An 18,703-nucleotide genomic window follows, 5' to 3' on the forward strand; every position below is an offset into this window, starting at 1 on the left:
AAGAAACTATATTATAATAGAAGAGAGGTGAAACATATGGAGCATAATTCTTGTTTATGTCCAAAGTTTGAGTCAGCTTTTACTCTGCTTAGTAAGAAGTGGACTGGCTTAATTATTAAATCTTTGCTTGAAGAGTCGAAACGTTTTAGAGAAATCGCGGATATTATCCCAAATATGAGCGATCGTATGTTGTCAGAGCGTTTGAAGGAATTGGAAAGCGAGGGCATTGTAGTTCGTAATGTCTATCCAGAAGTACCAGTTCGAATCGAGTATGGCTTAACTGACAAGGGAAAAGCGTTAGAAAGTGTTATGGATGAGGTCCAAAATTGGGCGGAGAAATGGATGAAGTAAAATTTCATTTGTATTCGTATATTTAATAAAACGTAAGGGATTCCTTACGTTTTTTCTTTGTTTACAGAAGTGAGAAAAGTATATAAATTTCTACACATATATACAAAAGTATACGAATTTTGCGCTAGAGCTACATATAATATTACATTTGTTTTACAAAAACGTAACATTAGCAAAAAAAATCCCGAATTATGGTATAAATTTTATAGGTTATATACGGAAAAAGAAAAAAGAAAGCGGTGTAAAAAATAAAATGAAAAAGCTAAAAATGGCATCTTGCGCATTAGTTGCAGGGTTAATGTTTTCAGGGCTAACACCAAATGTATTTGCAGAAGATAAAATTTCTGACGTGAAATCACAAATTAATACACAAAATGACACTTTACATAAACAACAACAAGAACGTGATGAATTACAAAAACAAATGAATGACTTAAACAAAACAATTCAAGGTTTAGATAAGTCTGTTCAAGAGAATGCTGCAAAGCTTGATGAAACAACGAAAAAAGTTTCTGATACTGAGCAATTAATTGAAAAGAAAAATAAAGATATTGCAGAATTACAAACGAAGATTGCAAAACGTGAAGAGTTATTAAGAAAGCGTTTAGTTGCACTTCAAGAACAGCCAAATACGAACGTTGTAACAGAAGTTCTTGTAAACTCTAAAAACGTTGCAGATTTAGTTGATCGTTTAACTTCTGTTTCTAAAATTCTTGAGTCTGATGAAGATATCATGAAAACACAGCAAGAAGATCAAGCTAGTGTGAAAAAAGATGTTGCAACGGTAAAAGAGAAACAAAAAGAATTAAAAGAAGCACAAGCTCAAATTGAAACTGCTAAGAAGGAACTTGACGCTGAAAAAGAGAAAAAAGCAACAGCGGTAAACGATTTAAGCGGTAAAATGGATACAGTTGTAACTTCAATGACAAGTACGGAAGGTCAATTGAAAGAGCTTGAGAAACAAGCGTTACAATTACAACGCATTGCAGAAGAAGAAGCACAAGCAAAAGCTGCACAAGAAGCTGCTGCTCAAAAACAAGCAGAGCAAGCTGCTAAAGCTGCGCAAGCTCAGCCAGCACAAGCACCTGCAGAGCAAGCTGCGCCAGCAAACAATGGTGGACAAGCTCAAAAAGAAGAGCCTAAAAAAGAAGAACCTAAAAAAGAGGAACCAAAAAAAGAAGAGCCTAAGAAAGAAGCACCTAAACAAGAAGAGAAAAAGCCAGCTCCAAATGTGGGTGGCGTAATTGGTAAAGCGCAAAGCTACTTAGGTTTACCATATGTTTGGGGAAGTGCATCTCCATCAAACGGTGGTTTTGATTGTAGTGGATTCATTTCTTACATTTTTGGTGTAGGTCGTCAAGACGTTGCAGGTTACTGGAACTCAGTTTCTAAAGTAGGTAGCCCACAACCAGGAGACTTAGTATTCTTCCAAGGTACTTATAAAGCAGGTCCATCTCACATCGGTATTTACGTTGGTAATGGCCAAATGATTCATGCTAGTGATAAAGGAATTGCATACGGTGATATCAACAGCTCATATAACCAAAAACATTTCTTAGGTTACGGTCGATTCTAGGATTTATAAAAGAATAAAAAACGTGTATAAAGTCGATAGCTTACTATTTTATAAGTAGGTTATCGACTTTTTTGAGTTTTTACGGGATTTGAAGAAGGGTTTATAGTAGTGCTGGAGGTGATTGTCGATGCTAGCGGGGAAACAGTTGCTATTAGACGAACTTTCTTCAGATTTACAGAGGGAATTAAATGATTTGAAAAAGAAGGGAGAGGTCGTGTGTGTACAAGGTGTAAAAAAGAAGGCTTCTAAATATGTATGTCAGCGCTGTGGAAATATAGAACAGCGGCTATTTGCGTCGTTTTTATGTAAAAGATGCAGTAAAGTGTGCACATATTGCCGGAAGTGTATAACGATGGGGAGGGTAAGTGAATGTGCTGTACTTGTTCGCGGGATTGCTGAAAGAAAGAGAGAAAAGAATTTAAACTTGTTACGGTGGAGCGGAACGTTGTCTACTGGTCAGAATTTGGCGGCGCAAGGAGTTATAGAGGCTATTAAGCGAAAAGAATCATTTTTTATTTGGGCTGTATGCGGGGCTGGGAAAACAGAGATGTTGTTTTACGGTATTAACGAAGCGCTTCAAAAAGGAGAAAGAGTTTGTATCGCAACGCCGAGAACGGATGTTGTTCTGGAATTAGCACCGAGATTACAAGAAGTATTTCCATATATAAAGGTAGCGGCTTTATATGGAGGGAGTGTGGATAAAGAAAAAGATGCAGTACTAGTCGTTGCAACCACGCATCAATTATTGCGTTATTATAGGGCGTTTCATGTCATGGTTGTAGATGAGATAGATGCTTTTCCATATTGTGCAGATCAAATGTTACAGTACGCGGTAAAACAAGCGATGAAAGAAAGAGCGGCGCGTATTTATTTAACTGCGACTCCAGATGAAACGTGGAAGCAAAAATTTAGAAGAGGTGAACAAAAAGGTGTTATTGTTTCTGGACGATATCACCGTCATCCTTTGCCAGTTCCTTTATTTTGTTGGTGCGGGAATTGGAAAAAAAGCCTCATTCATAAAAGAATTCCTCGAGTTTTACTACAGTGGTTACAAACGTACTTAAATAAAAAATATCCTATTTTTTTATTTGTCCCCCATGTGCGATATATAGAAGAGATAAGCCTGTTGTTAAAGTCATTAAACAAGCGAATTGAAGGTGTACATGCAGAAGATCCGGGTAGAAAAGAAAAAGTAGCGGCTTTCAGAAAAGGAGAAATCCCATTATTAGTTACAACGACAATTTTAGAGCGAGGCGTAACAGTAAAAAATTTGCAAGTAGCGGTTTTAGGGGCGGAAGAAGAAATATTCTCAGAAAGTGCACTCGTACAAATTGCGGGCCGAGCAGGGCGGAGCTTTGAAGCACCGTATGGAGAGGTCGTTTATTTTCACTATGGTAAGACAGAGGCGATGGTGCACGCGAAAAAACATATTCAAGGTATGAATAAAAATGCGAAAGAACAAGGATTGATCGATTAATGCATTGTTTACTTTGTGATGAGTGTTTTGTAGAAACGGTTAGTTGGTACAATTTTTTTGTAAAGTGTCATAGAAAATATATATGTGATAGATGTGAGCAGAAACTTTCCTATATTATAGGAGAAATTTGCATGGAGTGTGGGCGGCCTTTAGAATATGTTCCTGCCTCATTTCAAGAAGACGGAATTTGTATAGATTGTCTAAGGTGGATGAAAGAGGCGGAGTATCGTTCTTTTAAAAACCGTTCGTTATATATGTATGATGATGAGATGAAAGAAATAGTAGCGCAGTTTAAGTTTCGGGGGGATGCAGAGTTAGTGCGCATTTTTTATCGTCCTTTTCGAAGTTTATTTCAAAAGTATTTTGCTAATGTTTCAACCGTTATCGCTGTTCCGCTTAGTAAGGAAAGGGAAGTTGAACGTGGTTTTAATCAAGCTGAGTTATTAGCAACTTGTTTACCTGTCAAAATTTCTTATCCATCATTAAGAAGAAGGGAAACAGAAAAGCAAAGTAAGAAGACACGTAAAGAAAGGGTGTCAGGAAGCAATCCTTTTTATTTTCAGGGAGAAGAGATGTTTTCTGGGCAACATATTTTACTCGTTGATGATGTGTATACGACTGGAATTACAGTTAGGCAAATCGGAAGTTTGTTATATGAAAGAGGGGCAAGGGAAGTATCTAGTTTGACACTTTGTAGAAGTTAATATGGCAGTGTCGAAAGGGATAATAAAAAGGCGATAAGTCTTCTTTGACTTCATATGTTGTCATTCGTTATAGTCAAAATATGGGGCGAATGCCCTGATTTTTAGAGTGAAGGGAATGGAATGAACATGCAAGGAAGAGTGAAATGGTTCAATGCAGAAAAGGGATTTGGGTTTATTGAGCGTGAAGATGGTGACGATGTATTTGTCCATTTTTCTGCTATTCAACAAGATGGGTATAAGTCATTAGAAGAAGGGCAACAAGTAGAGTTTGACATTGTAGATGGAGCACGTGGACCACAAGCAGCTAATGTTGTGAAACTGTAGGGGATATTGTTTTGGGAAGAGAAAGCTGCGTTTGTGGCAACGTTATATATATGTAGTAGAACCTCTTGTTTTTCGCAAGGGGTTTTTTGTTATAGGGTAAGTTGTCAAAAAGTTGTTTCTTTTCTGTAACGAATTGTCCACAGTTATATTCGTTATTCACGATGTTAATAGGATAAAATAAAGATAGAAACGATGCATCTTTTCATTTCAACAAAAAACGATAAAAAAATCGCAATTCCACTAATTTTTTTAAAAAAGTTAGAAGGAGTTTTTAAGCCAGTGTCGAAATTATAGTACATAGGCTTGAAAGGAGGAATTCATCTATGAAATTCAACATTCGTGGTGAAAATATTGAAGTAACTCCAGCATTAAAGGAATATGTAGAGAAAAAACTAAGTAAGTTAGAGCGTTATTTTGATACATTCCCAGAGATTAAAGTTAATTTAAAAGTATACTCTGACAAGCAACGTGTCGAGGTAACAATACCATTTACTGATTTATTACTTCGTGCAGAAGAAACTAATAGCGATATGTACGCTGCTATCGATTTAGTAGTTGATAAACTTGAGCGACAAATTCGTAAACATAAAACAAAGGTAAATCGTAAGTTACGTGAGAAAGGTTCTATGAAAACGAACTTTATCCTTCCAGAAGCAGTAGCTGTTCTGGATGCGGTAGAAGAGGATGAATTAGAACTTGTACGTACAAAACGATTCGATTTAAAACCGATGGACGTTGAAGAAGCGATCCTACAAATGGATATGCTAGGACATAATTTCTTCGTCTTCACAAATGCTGATACAAATGAAACTAATGTTGTATATGGCCGTAAAGATGGGAAATACGGTTTAATCGAAACTAAATAATAATTCAAAAGCGCAGCCGAAATGGCTGCGCTTTTTTTGCTGAAAATAGATTTTTAAAAAACTTTTCTTAATTTAGCACGAGACATTCGGCCGATTGTTGTCATAGTTATAAGACAAGTGTTACAATTATCATTAGGTATATACATTTTAGTTTTTTTAATTAGGAGAAAAATTGGCATAACATACATTTGATTTTTATAACGACTGATTGTAATAGAGAAAAAGAAAAACAATCGGAAGTTTTATTTTAATAAAAAGAGGAGCGTATTTCCTATGATCGGTATTTTAAAAAAGGTGTTTGATGTAAACCAACGCCAAATTAAACGTATGCAAAAGACAGTTGAGCAAATTGATGCATTAGAGTCATCTATTAAGCCACTAACTGATGAACAATTAAAAGGAAAGACGCTTGAATTTAAAGAACGTCTAACAAAAGGTGAAACAGTAGATGATCTACTACCTGAAGCTTTTGCAGTTGTTCGCGAAGCGGCAACTCGTGTTCTTGGAATGCGTCCATATGGCGTACAGTTAATGGGGGGTATTGCCTTACATGAAGGGAATATTTCTGAGATGAAAACGGGTGAAGGTAAAACGTTAACATCTACATTACCTGTATATTTAAATGCTTTAACAGGAAAAGGTGTTCACGTTGTTACAGTCAATGAATACTTAGCACAACGTGATGCGAACGAAATGGGACAACTTCATGAGTTCCTTGGCTTAACGGTAGGAATTAACTTAAATAGTATGTCACGCGAAGAGAAACAAGAGGCTTATGCTGCTGATATTACGTATAGCACAAATAATGAGCTTGGATTCGATTACTTACGTGACAACATGGTTTTATATAAAGAGCAGTGCGTTCAACGTCCACTTCACTTTGCTATTATCGATGAAGTCGATTCTATTTTAGTCGATGAAGCGCGTACGCCGCTTATTATTTCGGGACAAGCTCAAAAATCAACAGAGCTATACATGTTTGCAAATGCATTCGTTCGTACGTTAGAAAATGAAAAAGAGTATTCATTTGATGTGAAAACGAAAAATGTAATGTTAACAGAAGATGGTATTACGAAAGCAGAGAAAGCTTTCCATATTGAAAACTTATTCGATTTAAAACATGTAGCACTTCTTCACCATATTAATCAGGCGCTTCGTGCACACGTTGTTATGCATCGTGATACAGATTATGTTGTACAAGAGGGCGAAATCGTAATTGTAGACCAATTCACTGGTCGTCTTATGAAAGGTCGTCGCTATAGCGAAGGTTTGCACCAAGCGATTGAAGCAAAAGAAGGTGTAGAAATTCAAAATGAAAGTATGACGCTTGCAACAATTACGTTCCAGAACTATTTCCGTATGTATGAAAAGTTATCTGGTATGACTGGTACAGCGAAAACGGAAGAAGAAGAATTCCGTAGTATTTACAATATGAATGTTATCGTAATTCCAACAAACAAACCGATTATTCGTGATGATCGTGCCGATTTAATCTTTAAATCAATGGAAGGTAAGTTCAATGCAGTTGTTGAGGATATTGTGAATCGTCATAAACAAGGGCAACCTATTCTTGTAGGTACAGTTGCAATTGAAACTTCAGAGCTTATTTCAAAAATGTTAACGCGTAAAGGTGTACGTCATAACATTTTAAATGCGAAAAACCATGCGCGTGAAGCAGATATCATTGCAGAAGCTGGTATGAAAGGTGCTGTAACGATCGCAACGAATATGGCTGGTCGTGGTACAGATATCAAGCTTGGAGACGATGTGAAAATCTTCGGTCTAGCAGTTATCGGTACAGAACGTCATGAAAGCCGTCGTATTGATAATCAGTTACGTGGTCGTGCTGGTCGTCAAGGGGACCCTGGTGTGACGCAGTTCTACTTATCAATGGAAGATGAATTAATGCGCCGATTTGGTTCAGATAATATGAAAGCAATGATGGATCGTCTTGGTATGGATGATTCTCAGCCAATTGAAAGTAAAATGGTTTCTCGTGCGGTAGAGTCTGCACAAAAACGTGTTGAAGGAAATAACTATGATGCACGTAAGCAGTTATTACAATACGATGATGTACTTCGTCAGCAACGTGAAGTTATTTATAAGCAACGTCAAGAAGTAATGGAATCGGAAAACTTACGTGGCATTATTGAAGGTATGATGAAATCTACAGTAGAACGTGCTGTTGCGCTTCATACACAAGAGGAAATTGAAGAGGATTGGAACATTAAAGGTCTTGTTGACTACTTAAATACAAACCTTCTTCAAGAAGGAGACATAAAAGAAGAAGAATTACGTCGCCTTGCTCCTGAGGAAATGAGCGAACCGATCATCGCGAAATTAATAGAGCGTTACAATGACAAAGAAAAGCTTATGCCAGAAGAGCAAATGCGTGAGTTTGAGAAGGTTGTTGTATTCCGCGTTGTAGATACGAAATGGACAGAGCATATTGATGCGATGGATCACCTTCGTGAAGGTATTCATTTACGTGCTTACGGTCAAATTGATCCACTTCGTGAGTACCAAATGGAAGGATTCGCGATGTTCGAGTCAATGGTTGCTTCTATTGAAGAGGAAATTTCTCGTTACATTATGAAAGCTGAAATTGAACAAAACTTAGAACGTCAAGAAGTTGTTCAAGGTGAAGCTGTTCATCCATCTAGCGATGGCGAAGAAGCGAAGAAAAAGCCAGTTGTAAAAGGTGACCAAGTGGGCCGCAACGATTTATGTAAATGTGGTAGCGGTAAAAAATATAAAAACTGCTGTGGTATTGTTCAGTAATATAGGGCGGTAGCTTTGGCTGCTTTGCAAACTTTTATATCAAAAATGTATAATTAAGAAGAATTAAACTCTCTCCGTAATAAGTGGAGAGAGTTTCCCTTGTTTTCATACGAAAGTAACAGCAATTACATAGAGGTGAAGGAAATGGAATTAGTAGAAATTAGACAGGAATTAGAGAAAATGGCTAAGCGATTAGCGGCTTTTAGGGGGTCTCTTTGACCTCCCTACTAAGGAGAACCAAATTGCAGAATTAGAAGAAAAAATGATGGGCGCAGGATTTTGGGATGACCAACAAGGCGCACAAGTTGTAATTAATGAAGCGAATGCGTTAAAAGATATGGTTGGAAGTTTCCGTCAGTTAGATGAGACGTTCGAAAATTTAGAAGTAACGCATGAGCTTTTAAAAGAAGAATATGATGAAGATTTACATGAGGAATTAGAATCAGAAGTAAAAGGCTTAATTCAAGAAATGAATGAGTATGAGCTTCAGTTACTATTAAGTGATCCTTATGATAAAAATAATGCGATTTTAGAATTACATCCAGGTGCAGGTGGAACTGAGTCACAAGACTGGGGTTCTATGTTATTACGTATGTATACACGTTGGGCTGAAAAACGTGGTTTTAAAGTAGAAACGGTTGACTATTTACCAGGTGATGAAGCTGGTATTAAGAGTGTAACTTTATTAATTAAAGGTCATAACGCTTACGGTTACTTAAAAGCAGAGAAAGGTGTACATCGTCTTGTACGTATTTCACCATTCGATTCTTCAGGTCGTCGTCATACATCGTTTGTATCTTGTGAAGTTGTACCAGAGTTCAATGATGAAGTTGAAATCGAAGTACGTACAGAAGATTTAAAAATTGATACGTACCGCGCAAGTGGAGCGGGTGGACAGCACGTAAATACGACAGATTCAGCAGTTCGTATTACACATACACCGACAAATACAGTTGTAACGTGTCAGTCAGAGCGTTCACAAATTAAAAACCGTGAGCATGCGATGAAGATGTTAAAAGCGAAATTATATCAAAAGAAACTAGAAGAGCAACAGGCACAATTAGATGAAATCCGTGGGGAACAAAAAGAAATCGGATGGGGTAGCCAAATCCGTTCTTACGTATTCCACCCGTATTCTCTTGTAAAAGACCACCGTACAAATACGGAGGTTGGTAACGTACAAGCAGTTATGGATGGAGAGATTGATCCATTTATTGATGCTTACTTACGTTCTCGCATCTAATAAGCGAAAAAAAGCCAACAAAATTGTTGGCACATGCTGAGGATATAGAGGATAGAAAGAATTTGATTTTATTTTTATAGATGAAGTAAAGAGGAAGAGAAGTTGGAAACGACAACTTCTCTTTTTGATGGGATTATATGTAGATTACAATGCTGTATATTGTTTTGTAAAAAGTAGAGAATAGTAAAATAGAGCGGTAATAGGGGAAAGATTTATAAAGAACTTTTCTAATTTTCCTTTTAAAAAGGATTCTTTATAGAAGTTCTTTAAGTTGTTCACAGAATTGAAACAACTTATGAAAGCTTTATTTTATCAAGGTTCTCACTGTATTTTTGAGGAATATGAAATACACCTTGGTTTTTCTATATAAAGATAATGCTTATAATGAAAATGAGTGTGTTAAGAATAAAAAGAATATCAACAATGGGGAGCGATAGAATTGAAAAAGAAATTGTTGGCTATTGCGCTAGGGACATCGGTTGTTTTTACTTTAGGAGCATGCGGAAATAAAGAAGAGAGTAAGTCTTCGAAACAGTCTGCAAGCACAGACAGCGCAGAACAAATTTTCCAAAGAAGTTGTGCTGGATGTCACGCGACAGATTTATCAGGGGCAACTGGACCTGATTTAAGAAAAGTAGGCGGTAAGTACGACGCTGCAGATATCGAAGAGATTATTAAAAAAGGCCGCGGTTCAATGTCGCCAGGACTTATTCAAGGTGAAGATGCGAAAAAAGTATCTGAATGGTTAGCTGAACATAAATAAAAAAGGTGAAATGGACGAGTTGATAATATAGTCAACTCGTTTTCCTTTTTCTGGGATGTAACATAACTGTAACAAAAATGTATCCAAATTGGAAACCGTTTGATGTTACAATGGGTTTTGTAGAATTTTGCTGAAATATATTACATAGAGTAGTATTGCTTATGAAAAAGCGTAAGTAAACTGCCTTCAACAAGAAAGACCAGGCGAAAATAAAGGGTGTCTTTTATTTTCAGATGTACAGAAAAGTATTTCGAAAAAAATCATTAAGTATTGGGTGATAAATAATGATAAAAATGACGAATGTTTATAAGGAGTACCCGAATGGTATGAAAGCCATTGCTGGTCTCACAGTTAACATTAAACAAGGTGAGTTCGTATACGTAGTTGGACCGAGTGGAGCCGGAAAATCTACATTTATTAAAATGATGTATCGTGAAGAGAAGCCATCTACAGGATCAATTAATGTAAATGGACTTGTTATTGAAACATTGGCAGAAAGAGATGTTCCATATTTCCGTCGTCAATTAGGCGTAATTTTCCAAGATTTTAAATTGCTACCTAAATTAACGGTATATGAGAATGTTGCGTTTGCTTTAGAAGTAATTGAAGAAGAACCAGATGCAATTCGTGAGCGCGTAACAGAAGTTTTAGGTCTTGTAGGTCTTGAAGATCGTGCAGATGCAATCCCAAGTGAACTTTCGGGCGGGGAGCAACAACGTGTGGCTATTGCAAGAGCAATTGTAAATAGACCAAAGGTTGTAATTGCCGATGAGCCAACAGGTAACTTAGATATTGAAACAGCTCTTGATATTATGAAGATTTTTACTCGCATTAATGAGCGCGGCACAACGATCGTTATGGCGACGCATAATGCAGATATCGTAAATACAATCCGTCATCGTGTAATCGCGATTGAAGGCGGAAAAATTGTTCGAGACGAGATTGAGGGAGGATACGGATATGAAGGCTAAGACCCTTAGTCGACATTTGCGAGAAGGTGTAAAGAATCTATCACGTAACGGATGGATGACGTTTGCTTCTGTTAGTGCAGTAACAGTTACATTATTACTTGTAGGTGTCTTTTTAACAGCGATTATGAATATGAACCATTTTGCGACGAAAGTAGAGCAAGATGTAGAGATTCGTGTACACATTGATCCAGCTGCAAAAGAAGCTGATCAAAAGAAATTAGAAGAAGATATGAGTAAGATTGCAAAAGTAGATTCTATTAAATATTCTTCTAAAGAAGAAGAGTTAAAACGTTTAATTAAAAGCTTAGGTGATAGTGGAAAAACGTTTGAGTTATTTGAACAAGATAACCCACTTAAAAACGTATTCGTTGTAAAAGCAAAAGAACCAACAGATACAGCGACAATCGCGAAGAAAGTTGAAAAAATGCAGTTTGTCAGTAATGTTCAGTACGGAAAAGGGCAAGTTGAACGATTATTTGATACTGTAAAAACTGGTCGTAACATTGGGATTGCGTTAATTGCTGGTCTTTTATTCACAGCGATGTTCTTAATCTCTAATACAATTAAAATTACAATTTATGCTCGTAGTACAGAAATTGAAATTATGAAACTCGTTGGTGCAACAAACTGGTTTATTCGTTGGCCATTCTTGCTAGAGGGATTATTCTTAGGAGTATTAGGATCAATTATTCCAATTGGCCTAATTCTAGTTACGTATAATTCGTTGCAAGGTGTGTTTAACGAAAAACTTGGCGGAACAATTTTCGAGCTTCTACCATACAGTCCTTTCGTATTCCAATTAGCTGGTTTACTAGTGTTAATCGGTGCTTTAATCGGTATGTGGGGAAGTGTAATGTCAATTCGTCGCTTCTTAAAAGTATAAAAAGTTGCAAACATAATTCGTACAAGCTTATCATATAGTAGAAATAGGTAAAGGCATCACACACTGTGTGATGCCTTTTGCTACACCACCTGTGTGTTTTGGAAAGGGGAATTCCGCATTGAAACGTAGAGTTGCAATTATTGGAATGGTTGTTGCATTTTTAATTGGTGCTGGCGGAATGTTTGCAGGCATGTCTGTATTTGGGGTTACCCCAGCAGAAGTAACGCAAACAATTTCGAGTGGGAATGCTAGCACTGCGCAAGGGAATTTGGCAAAAATTAATGAGGCGTATGCACTAATTGATTCACGTTATGTGGAAGACGTGAAAGATGAAAAGTTAGTTGAAGGTGCAATACAAGGTATGTTGTCTACGCTGAAGGACCCTTATTCCACGTATATGGATAAAGAAACAGCCAAACAGTTTAGTGAATCGCTTGATCCTGAATTAGAGGGGATTGGGGCTGAGGTGAACAAGACGGACGATAAGCTTATTATCGTATCGCCAATTAAAGGTTCACCAGCAGAAAAGATAGGAATTAAACCGAATGACCAAATTTTATCTGTAGATGGAAACAGTGTGAAAGACTTATCACGTGAAGAAGCGGTATTAAAAATTCGTGGTAAAAAGGGAACGACTGTCGCAATTGAAATTAAACGTGCGGGAGTAACTGATCCGATTGTATTTAAAATTAAGCGTGAAAAGATTCCAATCTTTACAGTGTTTAGTTCTGTGAAGCAAGAGAGTGGAAAAGATATCGGTTATATGCAAATCACTTCTTTTGCTGAGAATACAGCGAAGGAATTTAAGGATCAGTTAAAAGAGTTAGAGAAGAAAAATATAAAAGGCTTAGTTATTGACGTGCGTGGTAATCCTGGTGGCTATTTAAATAGTGTAGAAGATATACTAGGGGAAATTATGACGAATAAAAAGCCAATGCTACAAGTAGAGCAGCGAAATGGTGAGAAGAAGAAATTCTCTACGGAACTGAAAGAGAGAAAACCATATCCAATTTCAGTATTAATTGATAATGGAAGTGCTTCTGCTTCAGAGATTTTAGCGGGTGCGCTGAAAGAAGGAGAAGGATACGATTTAATTGGTGAAAAAACATTTGGTAAAGGTACTGTCCAGCAAGCTGTTCCATTTAAAGACGGCAGCAACATTAAATTAACAATGTTTAAATGGTTAACACCGGATGGGAACTGGATTCATAAAAAAGGAATCGCACCAACAGTAGAAGTGAAGCAACCAAATTATTATCATGCGACACCAATTCAAATTGAAAAAACACTTTCATACAATTCAAATGATGTACAAGTAAAACATGCTCAAGAAATGCTTAAGAGCTTAGGGTATGTACCAGGTCGTGAAGATGGATACTTTAGTAAAGAGACAGAATCGGCGCTGAAAGCATTCCAAAATGCGAATGAGATGGAAGCGACAGGACAGCTTGATAAAAAGACAGCTGAAGCGATTCAAACTAAAATTATCGAAAAAATCCGTTCTGGAGAAAATGATTTACAATTACAGTCAGCATTAAAGTTAATGGCAAAATAAGAAGAAATACAGGCAGTTTGCTGCCTGTATTTTTTTGTGTTAAACAAACGTTTGTTTAGTTGTGATAATATAAAAAGAAAGAATGATATAAATGGTGGTGAATGAGTTCGTGGAGGCGTGGATTTTTGAAATAATGCGGGCAGTTGGACGTTTTTTCTTACACCCTGCTGTCTATATATTTGTAATAAGTAGTATCTTCGTTGGATACTTACGTATGTTAAGAGAACGAAAAGATTTTTCTTTTAAAGTTTATGATATTTGGTTTGAACTGCGAACCTCTCTATTTGCAGGGATTGGATACGGATTAGTAGTATCTATTATTACGATTGGGCTTGGACTTGTTGTTTCTAAAGCAAGCTTATGGGCTATTTTAATTTGGACATTACTATTTGGATTAACGGCTATGTATCGATATTTATCGGCAGCTTATACATTTAGCATTGCGATTGTATGTGTTCTATTATCTTCTAAGCTACCAGTTTCCTTCTTACAGCTTCGAGAAGGTGAAGAGAATACCATCGTATCCCTTGCTATTTTGCTAGGCGTTATGCTTATTGTAGAAGGCTTATTGATTTCTAAAAACGCGGTAGGATACTCTACACCGAAGATTAGGAAGGGGAAGCGTGGATTAAAGATTGGTTTACACGAATCAAAGCGTTTATGGATCGTTCCTATTTTTATTCTTGTACCGGGTGATGCGGTAACGCAGTTTATTTCATGGTGGCCTGTCGTTTCAATAGGTTCAAATACATATTCTCTATTCCTCGTTCCATTTTTAATTGGATTTATGAGAAAGATTAAAAGTTATGAGCCGACGGAAGCTTTATTATTTACAGGAAGACGTGTTTATGGATTAGCAGGACTTGTGCTCGTTTTAGGAATCGCAAGTTACTGGTGGCACGTACTTGCAATTATCGCGATGGGAGTCGCGATGCTTGGGCGTTTCACAATTTCGATGCAAGAGAAAATTGCCGATGAAACAAGACCAGCGTATTTTGCTGCACGCAATGATGGGCTCATTGTACTAGATACAATTCCAAATACAATTGGAGCAGAGCTGAAATTACTGCCTGGAGAAATTATTACGAAAGTAAATGGAGTCATTCCAAAAAGCGCCGAGGAATTTTATGATGCGCTTCAAACGAAGACGACAGGAGCATTTTGTAAATTAGAAGTATTAGATACAAATGGTGAGCTTCGTCTTGCACAAACTGCATTATATGCTGGTGGACATCACGAATTAGGTATTGTATTCGTTGAACAGGAGCATGAGTGGGATTCAGAAGCGATGTAATAGAAGGAATGGTATCACCTTGTGGTGGTACCTTTTTTTGTTTTTTTGGGGGAGGGTAGTTAGTAAATGAAATTTATATCGGCGATTTTGCAAATATATCAGCGTAACTCGAAATATATCGGCGATTATTCGAATATATCGACTTTCCGGCCAAAAACGACAGCTATCGCAAAGCTTATTTTCAGTTTCATAGACGGATAACTTGAATAATTATTTGATAATGGTTATCATTTAGGGAGTCTTTTTAATTTTGGAAAATGGAGGTAAGATATGCTGCGTAAATTTTTCTCGTACTATAAACCGTATAAAGGTTTATTTATACTCGACTTTTCTTGTGCGGTTGTCGCAGGATTATTAGAACTCGGCTTCCCGCTTATCGTAAATCAATTTATTGATAAGTTATTGCCAGGGCAAAACTGGACGCTTATTTTATGGGCTTGTTTCGGTTTACTCGCAGTTTATATGTTAAATGCAGGCTTACAATATGTCGTTACATATTGGGGACATATGCTTGGTGTTAATATTGAAACAGATATGAGGCAGAAATTATTTGATCATATTCAAAAGCTATCATTCAGATTTTTTGATAATAATAAAACAGGTCATTTAATTTCGCGCCTTACAAACGATTTAATGGAAATTGGGGAAATTGCTCACCATGGACCAGAAGATTTATTTATCGCCGTAATGACTTTAGTTGGGGCATTCTCATTTATGATGATGATCAACTGGAAGTTAGCGTTATTAACGTTCTTCGTCATTCCATTCCTATTATGGTTAGCACTTTACTTCAATAAAAAAATGACAGGTACATTTAGACGTTTATTCTCAGACGTTGCTGATTTCAATGCATGTATTGAGAACAACGTTGGTGGTATTCGCGTTGTACAAGCATTCGGAAATGAAAAGTTTGAGAAAGAGCAATTCGCTGTGAACAACGCTCGTTTCCGTACAACGAAATTAATGGCGTATAAAATTATGGCTTTAAATTCATCGATTAGTTATATGCTCATGCGTCTCGTAACGCTCTTCGTATTAATATGCGGTACATGGTTTGTTCTGCAAGGAGAATTAACATACGGTGGATTTATCGGATTCGTTCTATTAACGAATATTTTCTTCCGTCCAATTGAAAAAATTAACGCGGTAATCGAAAGCTATCCGAAAGGAATCGCTGGTTTTAAAAGGTATGTAGAGCTTCTTGAAACAGAGCCTGACATTGTAGACTCTAAAGATGCAATGGAAGTTAAACAGGTACATGGTGATATTCAATATAACAACATTACGTTCGGATATGAAAATAAAGAACCGATTTTAAATGATATTAGTTTGAACATACATGCAGGTGAAACGGTTGCGTTCGTTGGACCATCAGGAGCAGGGAAAACGACGTTATGTAGCCTATTACCACGTTTTTATGAGCAATCATCTGGATCAATTCAAATTGATGGTATTGATACGAAAGATATGACATTATCTTCACTTCGTAAGCAAATTGGAATTGTGCAGCAAGATGTGTTCTTATTCTCAGGAACAATTCGTGAAAATATTGCTTACGGGAACTTAAAGGCGTCAGAAGCTGAAATTTGGCAGGCAGTAAAACGTGCGCAGTTAGAAGACTTAATTTACTCACAACCAGACGGTTTAGATACTGTTATCGGTGAGCGTGGTGTAAAACTTTCTGGTGGACAGAAGCAGCGTCTAGCAATTGCTCGTATGTTCTTGAAAAACCCGCCAATTTTAATACTAGATGAAGCTACTTCCGCACTAGATACTGAGACGGAACTTGCAATTCAAAAATCACTTGCTGAATTAGCAGCTGGTCGTACAACGTTAGTTATCGCTCACAGACTTGCAACGATTAAAAATGCAGATCGAATCGTCGTTGTAAATAAAGACGGTATTGCAGAACAAGGTTCACATGATGAATTAATTGAGCGTGGCGGAGGATACAGTAGGTTATACGAAGCTCAGTTTAGTTCGTAAATATAATTTGTACTGAATTAGTGCACCATAAGTAGGTAAAAATCTCATATGGGAGGCTATAAAGTATGATTGTAACAACAACGTCTACAATTCAAGGAAAAGAAATTATTGAGTATATCGATATCGTCAATGGAGAAGCGATTATGGGCGCGAATATCGTTCGTGACCTCTTCGCTTCTGTCCGTGACGTTGTCGGCGGTCGTGCGGGTGCTTATGAAAGTAAATTAAAAGAAGCGCGCGACATTGCAATGGAAGAGATGAAAACTTTCGCAAGACAAAAAAATGCGAATGCCATTGTTGGTATTGACGTGGACTACGAAGTAGTTCGCGAAGGGATGCTAATGGTTGCTGTGAGCGGGACTGCTGTTCGTATATAAAGTGAAACTTTAATCAGTGGGAGTTTTTGTTCCCCACTGATTATTAGTTGAACCAATCGGGCATTTACGGGCAGTTGGTCTCCCATCTATCTTCTTTGTCTTAACCGAATTTTGAGGTGGGAGTCTTACTGCCCGTTAATGCGGGATAAAGTAAAAAGCCGTGCTGATGCATGGCTTTTTACTTTATATGTCGAAGTTTCAATATTTCTTGGGAAATGCGGAAGGTCCCGTCGATATATAGGGAAGACATTAGAGCGCTTCTTTACATTTCCGTATTTGAACTAATAATGTTTCGTATTCTTGGTTGAGAGATGTGATGTCATCGTGATGATTGGGTATAGAAATCCGGCTGATGACTTCAGTTAATTTTGTTTGTAACCTTAATAATTCTTGTTCAGTAACGTTTACAGAATTCCCGGTTGTTCTTTTTGTGTATTGCTCGTAATTACCGTGGAATACTCTTGGTTCACTCTCATCTACTTGTAGAATATGGTCTGCAACAGAGCGAATAAAGGCACGGTCATGGCTAATGAAAAGTATTGTGCCAGGATATTCTTGTAACATGGTTTCTAATTCTTCTTGCGTTGCTAAGTCTAAATAGTTTGTCAAACTTATTTCTATTTGCTATTTTTGAATTCGCTATTATAAATTTGTGCTTTTGCCAGCGCCTCAGCATCGTTTTTGATTTCATCTAATCCATTCGCATCCCCAATGATATATCCTTCAAATGATGAACCAACAAAATCGAAGATGTATTGAAACTGAGCAATAAGCGGCAATGCCTTCAGTTTTGGATTGTCTCCGCCAACGATGACAACATACATCTTTTTATCTTTCATTTTCTCTTTGAAATGAAGAGATGTATCGCGCAAGCTTTGTGACCAGCGATCAACAAAGTTTTTCATATGTCCACTCATTCCGTACCAATATAATGGTGTAGCAAAGATAATTGTGTCGTGCTCTAACATGCGTTTGGTTAACTGCTCGTAGTCATCATTTACAGGTTGGAATCCTTCTGCATCATGACGCTTATCTGTAATAGGATAGACTGTGTGATCACGTAAATAAATTTGTTCTGTTTCAATTCCATCAATCATCATATGTGTTAAAGCTTCCGTATTTCCGTTTTGTCTTGAACTGCCATGTATAACAAACATGTAATCATCCCTTTTCTTTTGCTTGTTTTAGGAGTGAAACGTGTTTTTGCAAATTCGTTTGGATGTTGGAAAGTAATGTGATTTGCTTTGTTACTTCATTGAGTTTATCTTCGTAAAGCGTAAGGATACTGCTGCACGGATTGTCGTACAGGTGCGGTTCAATTTCAAGGCAGCGCAGCATCCTTGCTGTCTCTTCTAAATTTAAGCCAATTTGTAAGTACATTTGAATAAGCTCCACTTTTTCGACGGCACTTTCATCAAAATCACGGTAGCCATTTGCGAGGCGCTTAGAAGGGAGTAATCCCTTTTCTTCGTAATGTCTTAGTGATCTTTCACTAACGCCAGTTTCTTTTGATAATTCTCCAATTCGCAATGTGTTTCACTCCTTTTACATG

The 18,703-nt window shown here is 37.1% G+C and carries 18 protein-coding genes; 15 read left to right on the plus strand and 3 right to left on the minus strand.

Annotation, left to right across the window (positions count from 1 at the left end; all coding sequences use genetic code 11):
* The first annotated feature begins 36 nt into the window (after positions 1-36).
* The 15 genes from CQ064_RS12645 (at position 37) to CQ064_RS12720 (ending at position 17,151) form a co-directional block, all read left to right on the plus strand.
* Entirely contained in the window at positions 37-351 is a 315-nt protein-coding gene (locus tag CQ064_RS12645) for a winged helix-turn-helix transcriptional regulator (RefSeq protein WP_000400857.1), read from the plus strand.
* 148 nt (positions 352-499) lie between these two features.
* Positions 500-1,927 (plus strand): C40 family peptidase, encoded by a 1,428-nt coding sequence (locus CQ064_RS12650; RefSeq protein ID WP_000499486.1) that lies wholly within the window; start codon positions 500-502, stop codon positions 1,925-1,927.
* 127 nt (positions 1,928-2,054) lie between these two features.
* A complete protein-coding gene (gene comFA / locus CQ064_RS12655) occupies positions 2,055-3,404 on the plus strand; it encodes an ATP-dependent helicase ComFA (RefSeq protein ID WP_000879411.1) in 1,350 nt (449 codons plus the stop codon).
* Entirely contained in the window at positions 3,404-4,108 is a 705-nt protein-coding gene (locus tag CQ064_RS12660; RefSeq protein ID WP_021036092.1) for a ComFC family protein, read from the plus strand. The genes comFA and CQ064_RS12660 overlap by 1 nt, the downstream gene beginning before the upstream one ends.
* Positions 4,109-4,234: 126 nt before the next feature.
* Complete coding sequence (gene cspC, locus CQ064_RS12665; protein WP_001990088.1) at positions 4,235-4,432, plus strand: cold shock protein CspC; 198 nt, start codon at positions 4,235-4,237, stop codon at positions 4,430-4,432.
* A 323-nt stretch (positions 4,433-4,755) separates the two neighbouring features.
* Entirely contained in the window at positions 4,756-5,298 is a 543-nt protein-coding gene (gene hpf, locus CQ064_RS12670) for a ribosome hibernation-promoting factor, HPF/YfiA family (protein ID WP_000671189.1), read from the plus strand.
* A gap of 273 nt (positions 5,299-5,571) precedes the next feature.
* Positions 5,572-8,079, plus strand: coding sequence for a preprotein translocase subunit SecA (gene secA, locus CQ064_RS12675; protein ID WP_000579372.1), 2,508 nt, complete (start codon positions 5,572-5,574; stop codon positions 8,077-8,079).
* Between the two features lie 144 nt (positions 8,080-8,223).
* Positions 8,224-9,322, plus strand: a protein-coding gene (gene prfB / locus CQ064_RS12680) for a peptide chain release factor 2 (RefSeq protein ID WP_096001455.1) whose coding sequence is annotated in 2 segments (ribosomal slippage) — positions 8,224-8,295 and positions 8,297-9,322 — 1,098 coding nt in all. Because the reading frame shifts where the segments join, the coding sequence is not laid out codon by codon here.
* Positions 9,323-9,761: 439 nt separating this feature from the next.
* Entirely contained in the window at positions 9,762-10,085 is a 324-nt protein-coding gene (gene cccB, locus CQ064_RS12690) for a cytochrome c551 (RefSeq protein WP_000727975.1), read from the plus strand.
* 284 nt (positions 10,086-10,369) lie between these two features.
* Positions 10,370-11,056 carry a cell division ATP-binding protein FtsE gene (gene ftsE / locus CQ064_RS12695; RefSeq protein ID WP_000594326.1) on the plus strand — a complete coding sequence of 229 codons (687 nt, stop codon included), beginning with the start codon at positions 10,370-10,372 and terminating at the stop codon, positions 11,054-11,056.
* Entirely contained in the window at positions 11,046-11,939 is an 894-nt protein-coding gene (gene ftsX, locus CQ064_RS12700) for a permease-like cell division protein FtsX (RefSeq protein ID WP_000645028.1), read from the plus strand. The genes ftsE and ftsX overlap by 11 nt, the downstream gene beginning before the upstream one ends.
* A 118-nt stretch (positions 11,940-12,057) precedes the next feature.
* Positions 12,058-13,494 carry a S41 family peptidase gene (locus CQ064_RS12705; protein WP_000830318.1) on the plus strand — a complete coding sequence of 479 codons (1,437 nt, stop codon included), beginning with the start codon at positions 12,058-12,060 and terminating at the stop codon, positions 13,492-13,494.
* Positions 13,495-13,585: 91 nt separating this feature from the next.
* Positions 13,586-14,788, plus strand: a complete 1,203-nt coding sequence (locus tag CQ064_RS12710; RefSeq protein WP_000261251.1) for a PDZ domain-containing protein — start codon at positions 13,586-13,588, stop codon at positions 14,786-14,788.
* A 270-nt stretch (positions 14,789-15,058) separates the two neighbouring features.
* Positions 15,059-16,774, plus strand: coding sequence for an ABC transporter ATP-binding protein (locus tag CQ064_RS12715; protein ID WP_000944629.1), 1,716 nt, complete (start codon positions 15,059-15,061; stop codon positions 16,772-16,774).
* A gap of 65 nt (positions 16,775-16,839) precedes the next feature.
* Positions 16,840-17,151 carry a heavy metal-binding domain-containing protein gene (locus CQ064_RS12720; RefSeq protein ID WP_000637523.1) on the plus strand — a complete coding sequence of 104 codons (312 nt, stop codon included), beginning with the start codon at positions 16,840-16,842 and terminating at the stop codon, positions 17,149-17,151.
* A 249-nt stretch (positions 17,152-17,400) separates the two neighbouring features.
* Here the strand turns inward: CQ064_RS12720 and CQ064_RS12725 are convergent, their stop codons facing one another.
* The 3 genes from CQ064_RS12725 to CQ064_RS12735 are packed head-to-tail and all read right to left on the minus strand — an operon-like array spanning position 17,401 to position 18,681.
* The gene (locus CQ064_RS12725) at positions 17,401-17,760 is read right to left on the minus strand and encodes a hypothetical protein (RefSeq protein ID WP_003272240.1); all 360 of its coding nucleotides are present in this window, start codon (positions 17,758-17,760) and stop codon (positions 17,401-17,403) included.
* Positions 17,761-17,768: 8 nt separating this feature from the next.
* Positions 17,769-18,308, minus strand: a complete 540-nt coding sequence (locus CQ064_RS12730) for a flavodoxin family protein (RefSeq protein WP_000497599.1) — start codon at positions 18,306-18,308, stop codon at positions 17,769-17,771.
* A gap of 4 nt (positions 18,309-18,312) precedes the next feature.
* On the minus strand, positions 18,313-18,681 hold the full coding sequence (locus CQ064_RS12735) for a MerR family transcriptional regulator (RefSeq protein WP_001219212.1): 369 nt from the start codon (positions 18,679-18,681) through the stop codon (positions 18,313-18,315).
* Positions 18,682-18,703: the final 22 nt, after the last annotated feature.

It is taken from the genome of Bacillus sp. MYb78, assembly GCF_002975115.1.
In the GTDB taxonomy this organism is placed as follows: Bacteria; Bacillota; Bacilli; order Bacillales; family Bacillaceae_G; genus Bacillus_A; species Bacillus_A cereus.

Excerpts from the sequence above, each read along its gene's own strand:
- comFA (WP_000879411.1), top strand. The coding sequence starts at position 2,055 with ATGCTAGCGGGGAAACAGTTGCTATTAGACGAACTTTCTTCAGATTTA.
- CQ064_RS12730 (WP_000497599.1), bottom strand. The coding sequence starts at position 18,308 with ATGTTTGTTATACATGGCAGTTCAAGACAAAACGGAAATACGGAAGCT.
- ftsE (WP_000594326.1), top strand. The coding sequence starts at position 10,370 with ATGATAAAAATGACGAATGTTTATAAGGAGTACCCGAATGGTATGAAA.
- CQ064_RS12645 (WP_000400857.1), top strand. The coding sequence starts at position 37 with ATGGAGCATAATTCTTGTTTATGTCCAAAGTTTGAGTCAGCTTTTACT.
- cspC (WP_001990088.1), top strand. The coding sequence starts at position 4,235 with ATGCAAGGAAGAGTGAAATGGTTCAATGCAGAAAAGGGATTTGGGTTT.
- ftsX (WP_000645028.1), top strand. The coding sequence starts at position 11,046 with ATGAAGGCTAAGACCCTTAGTCGACATTTGCGAGAAGGTGTAAAGAAT.
- hpf (WP_000671189.1), top strand. The coding sequence starts at position 4,756 with ATGAAATTCAACATTCGTGGTGAAAATATTGAAGTAACTCCAGCATTA.
- CQ064_RS12715 (WP_000944629.1), top strand. The coding sequence starts at position 15,059 with ATGCTGCGTAAATTTTTCTCGTACTATAAACCGTATAAAGGTTTATTT.
- CQ064_RS12660 (WP_021036092.1), top strand. The coding sequence starts at position 3,404 with ATGCATTGTTTACTTTGTGATGAGTGTTTTGTAGAAACGGTTAGTTGG.
- secA (WP_000579372.1), top strand. The coding sequence starts at position 5,572 with ATGATCGGTATTTTAAAAAAGGTGTTTGATGTAAACCAACGCCAAATT.
- CQ064_RS12720 (WP_000637523.1), top strand. The coding sequence starts at position 16,840 with ATGATTGTAACAACAACGTCTACAATTCAAGGAAAAGAAATTATTGAG.
- CQ064_RS12710 (WP_000261251.1), top strand. The coding sequence starts at position 13,586 with ATGGTGGTGAATGAGTTCGTGGAGGCGTGGATTTTTGAAATAATGCGG.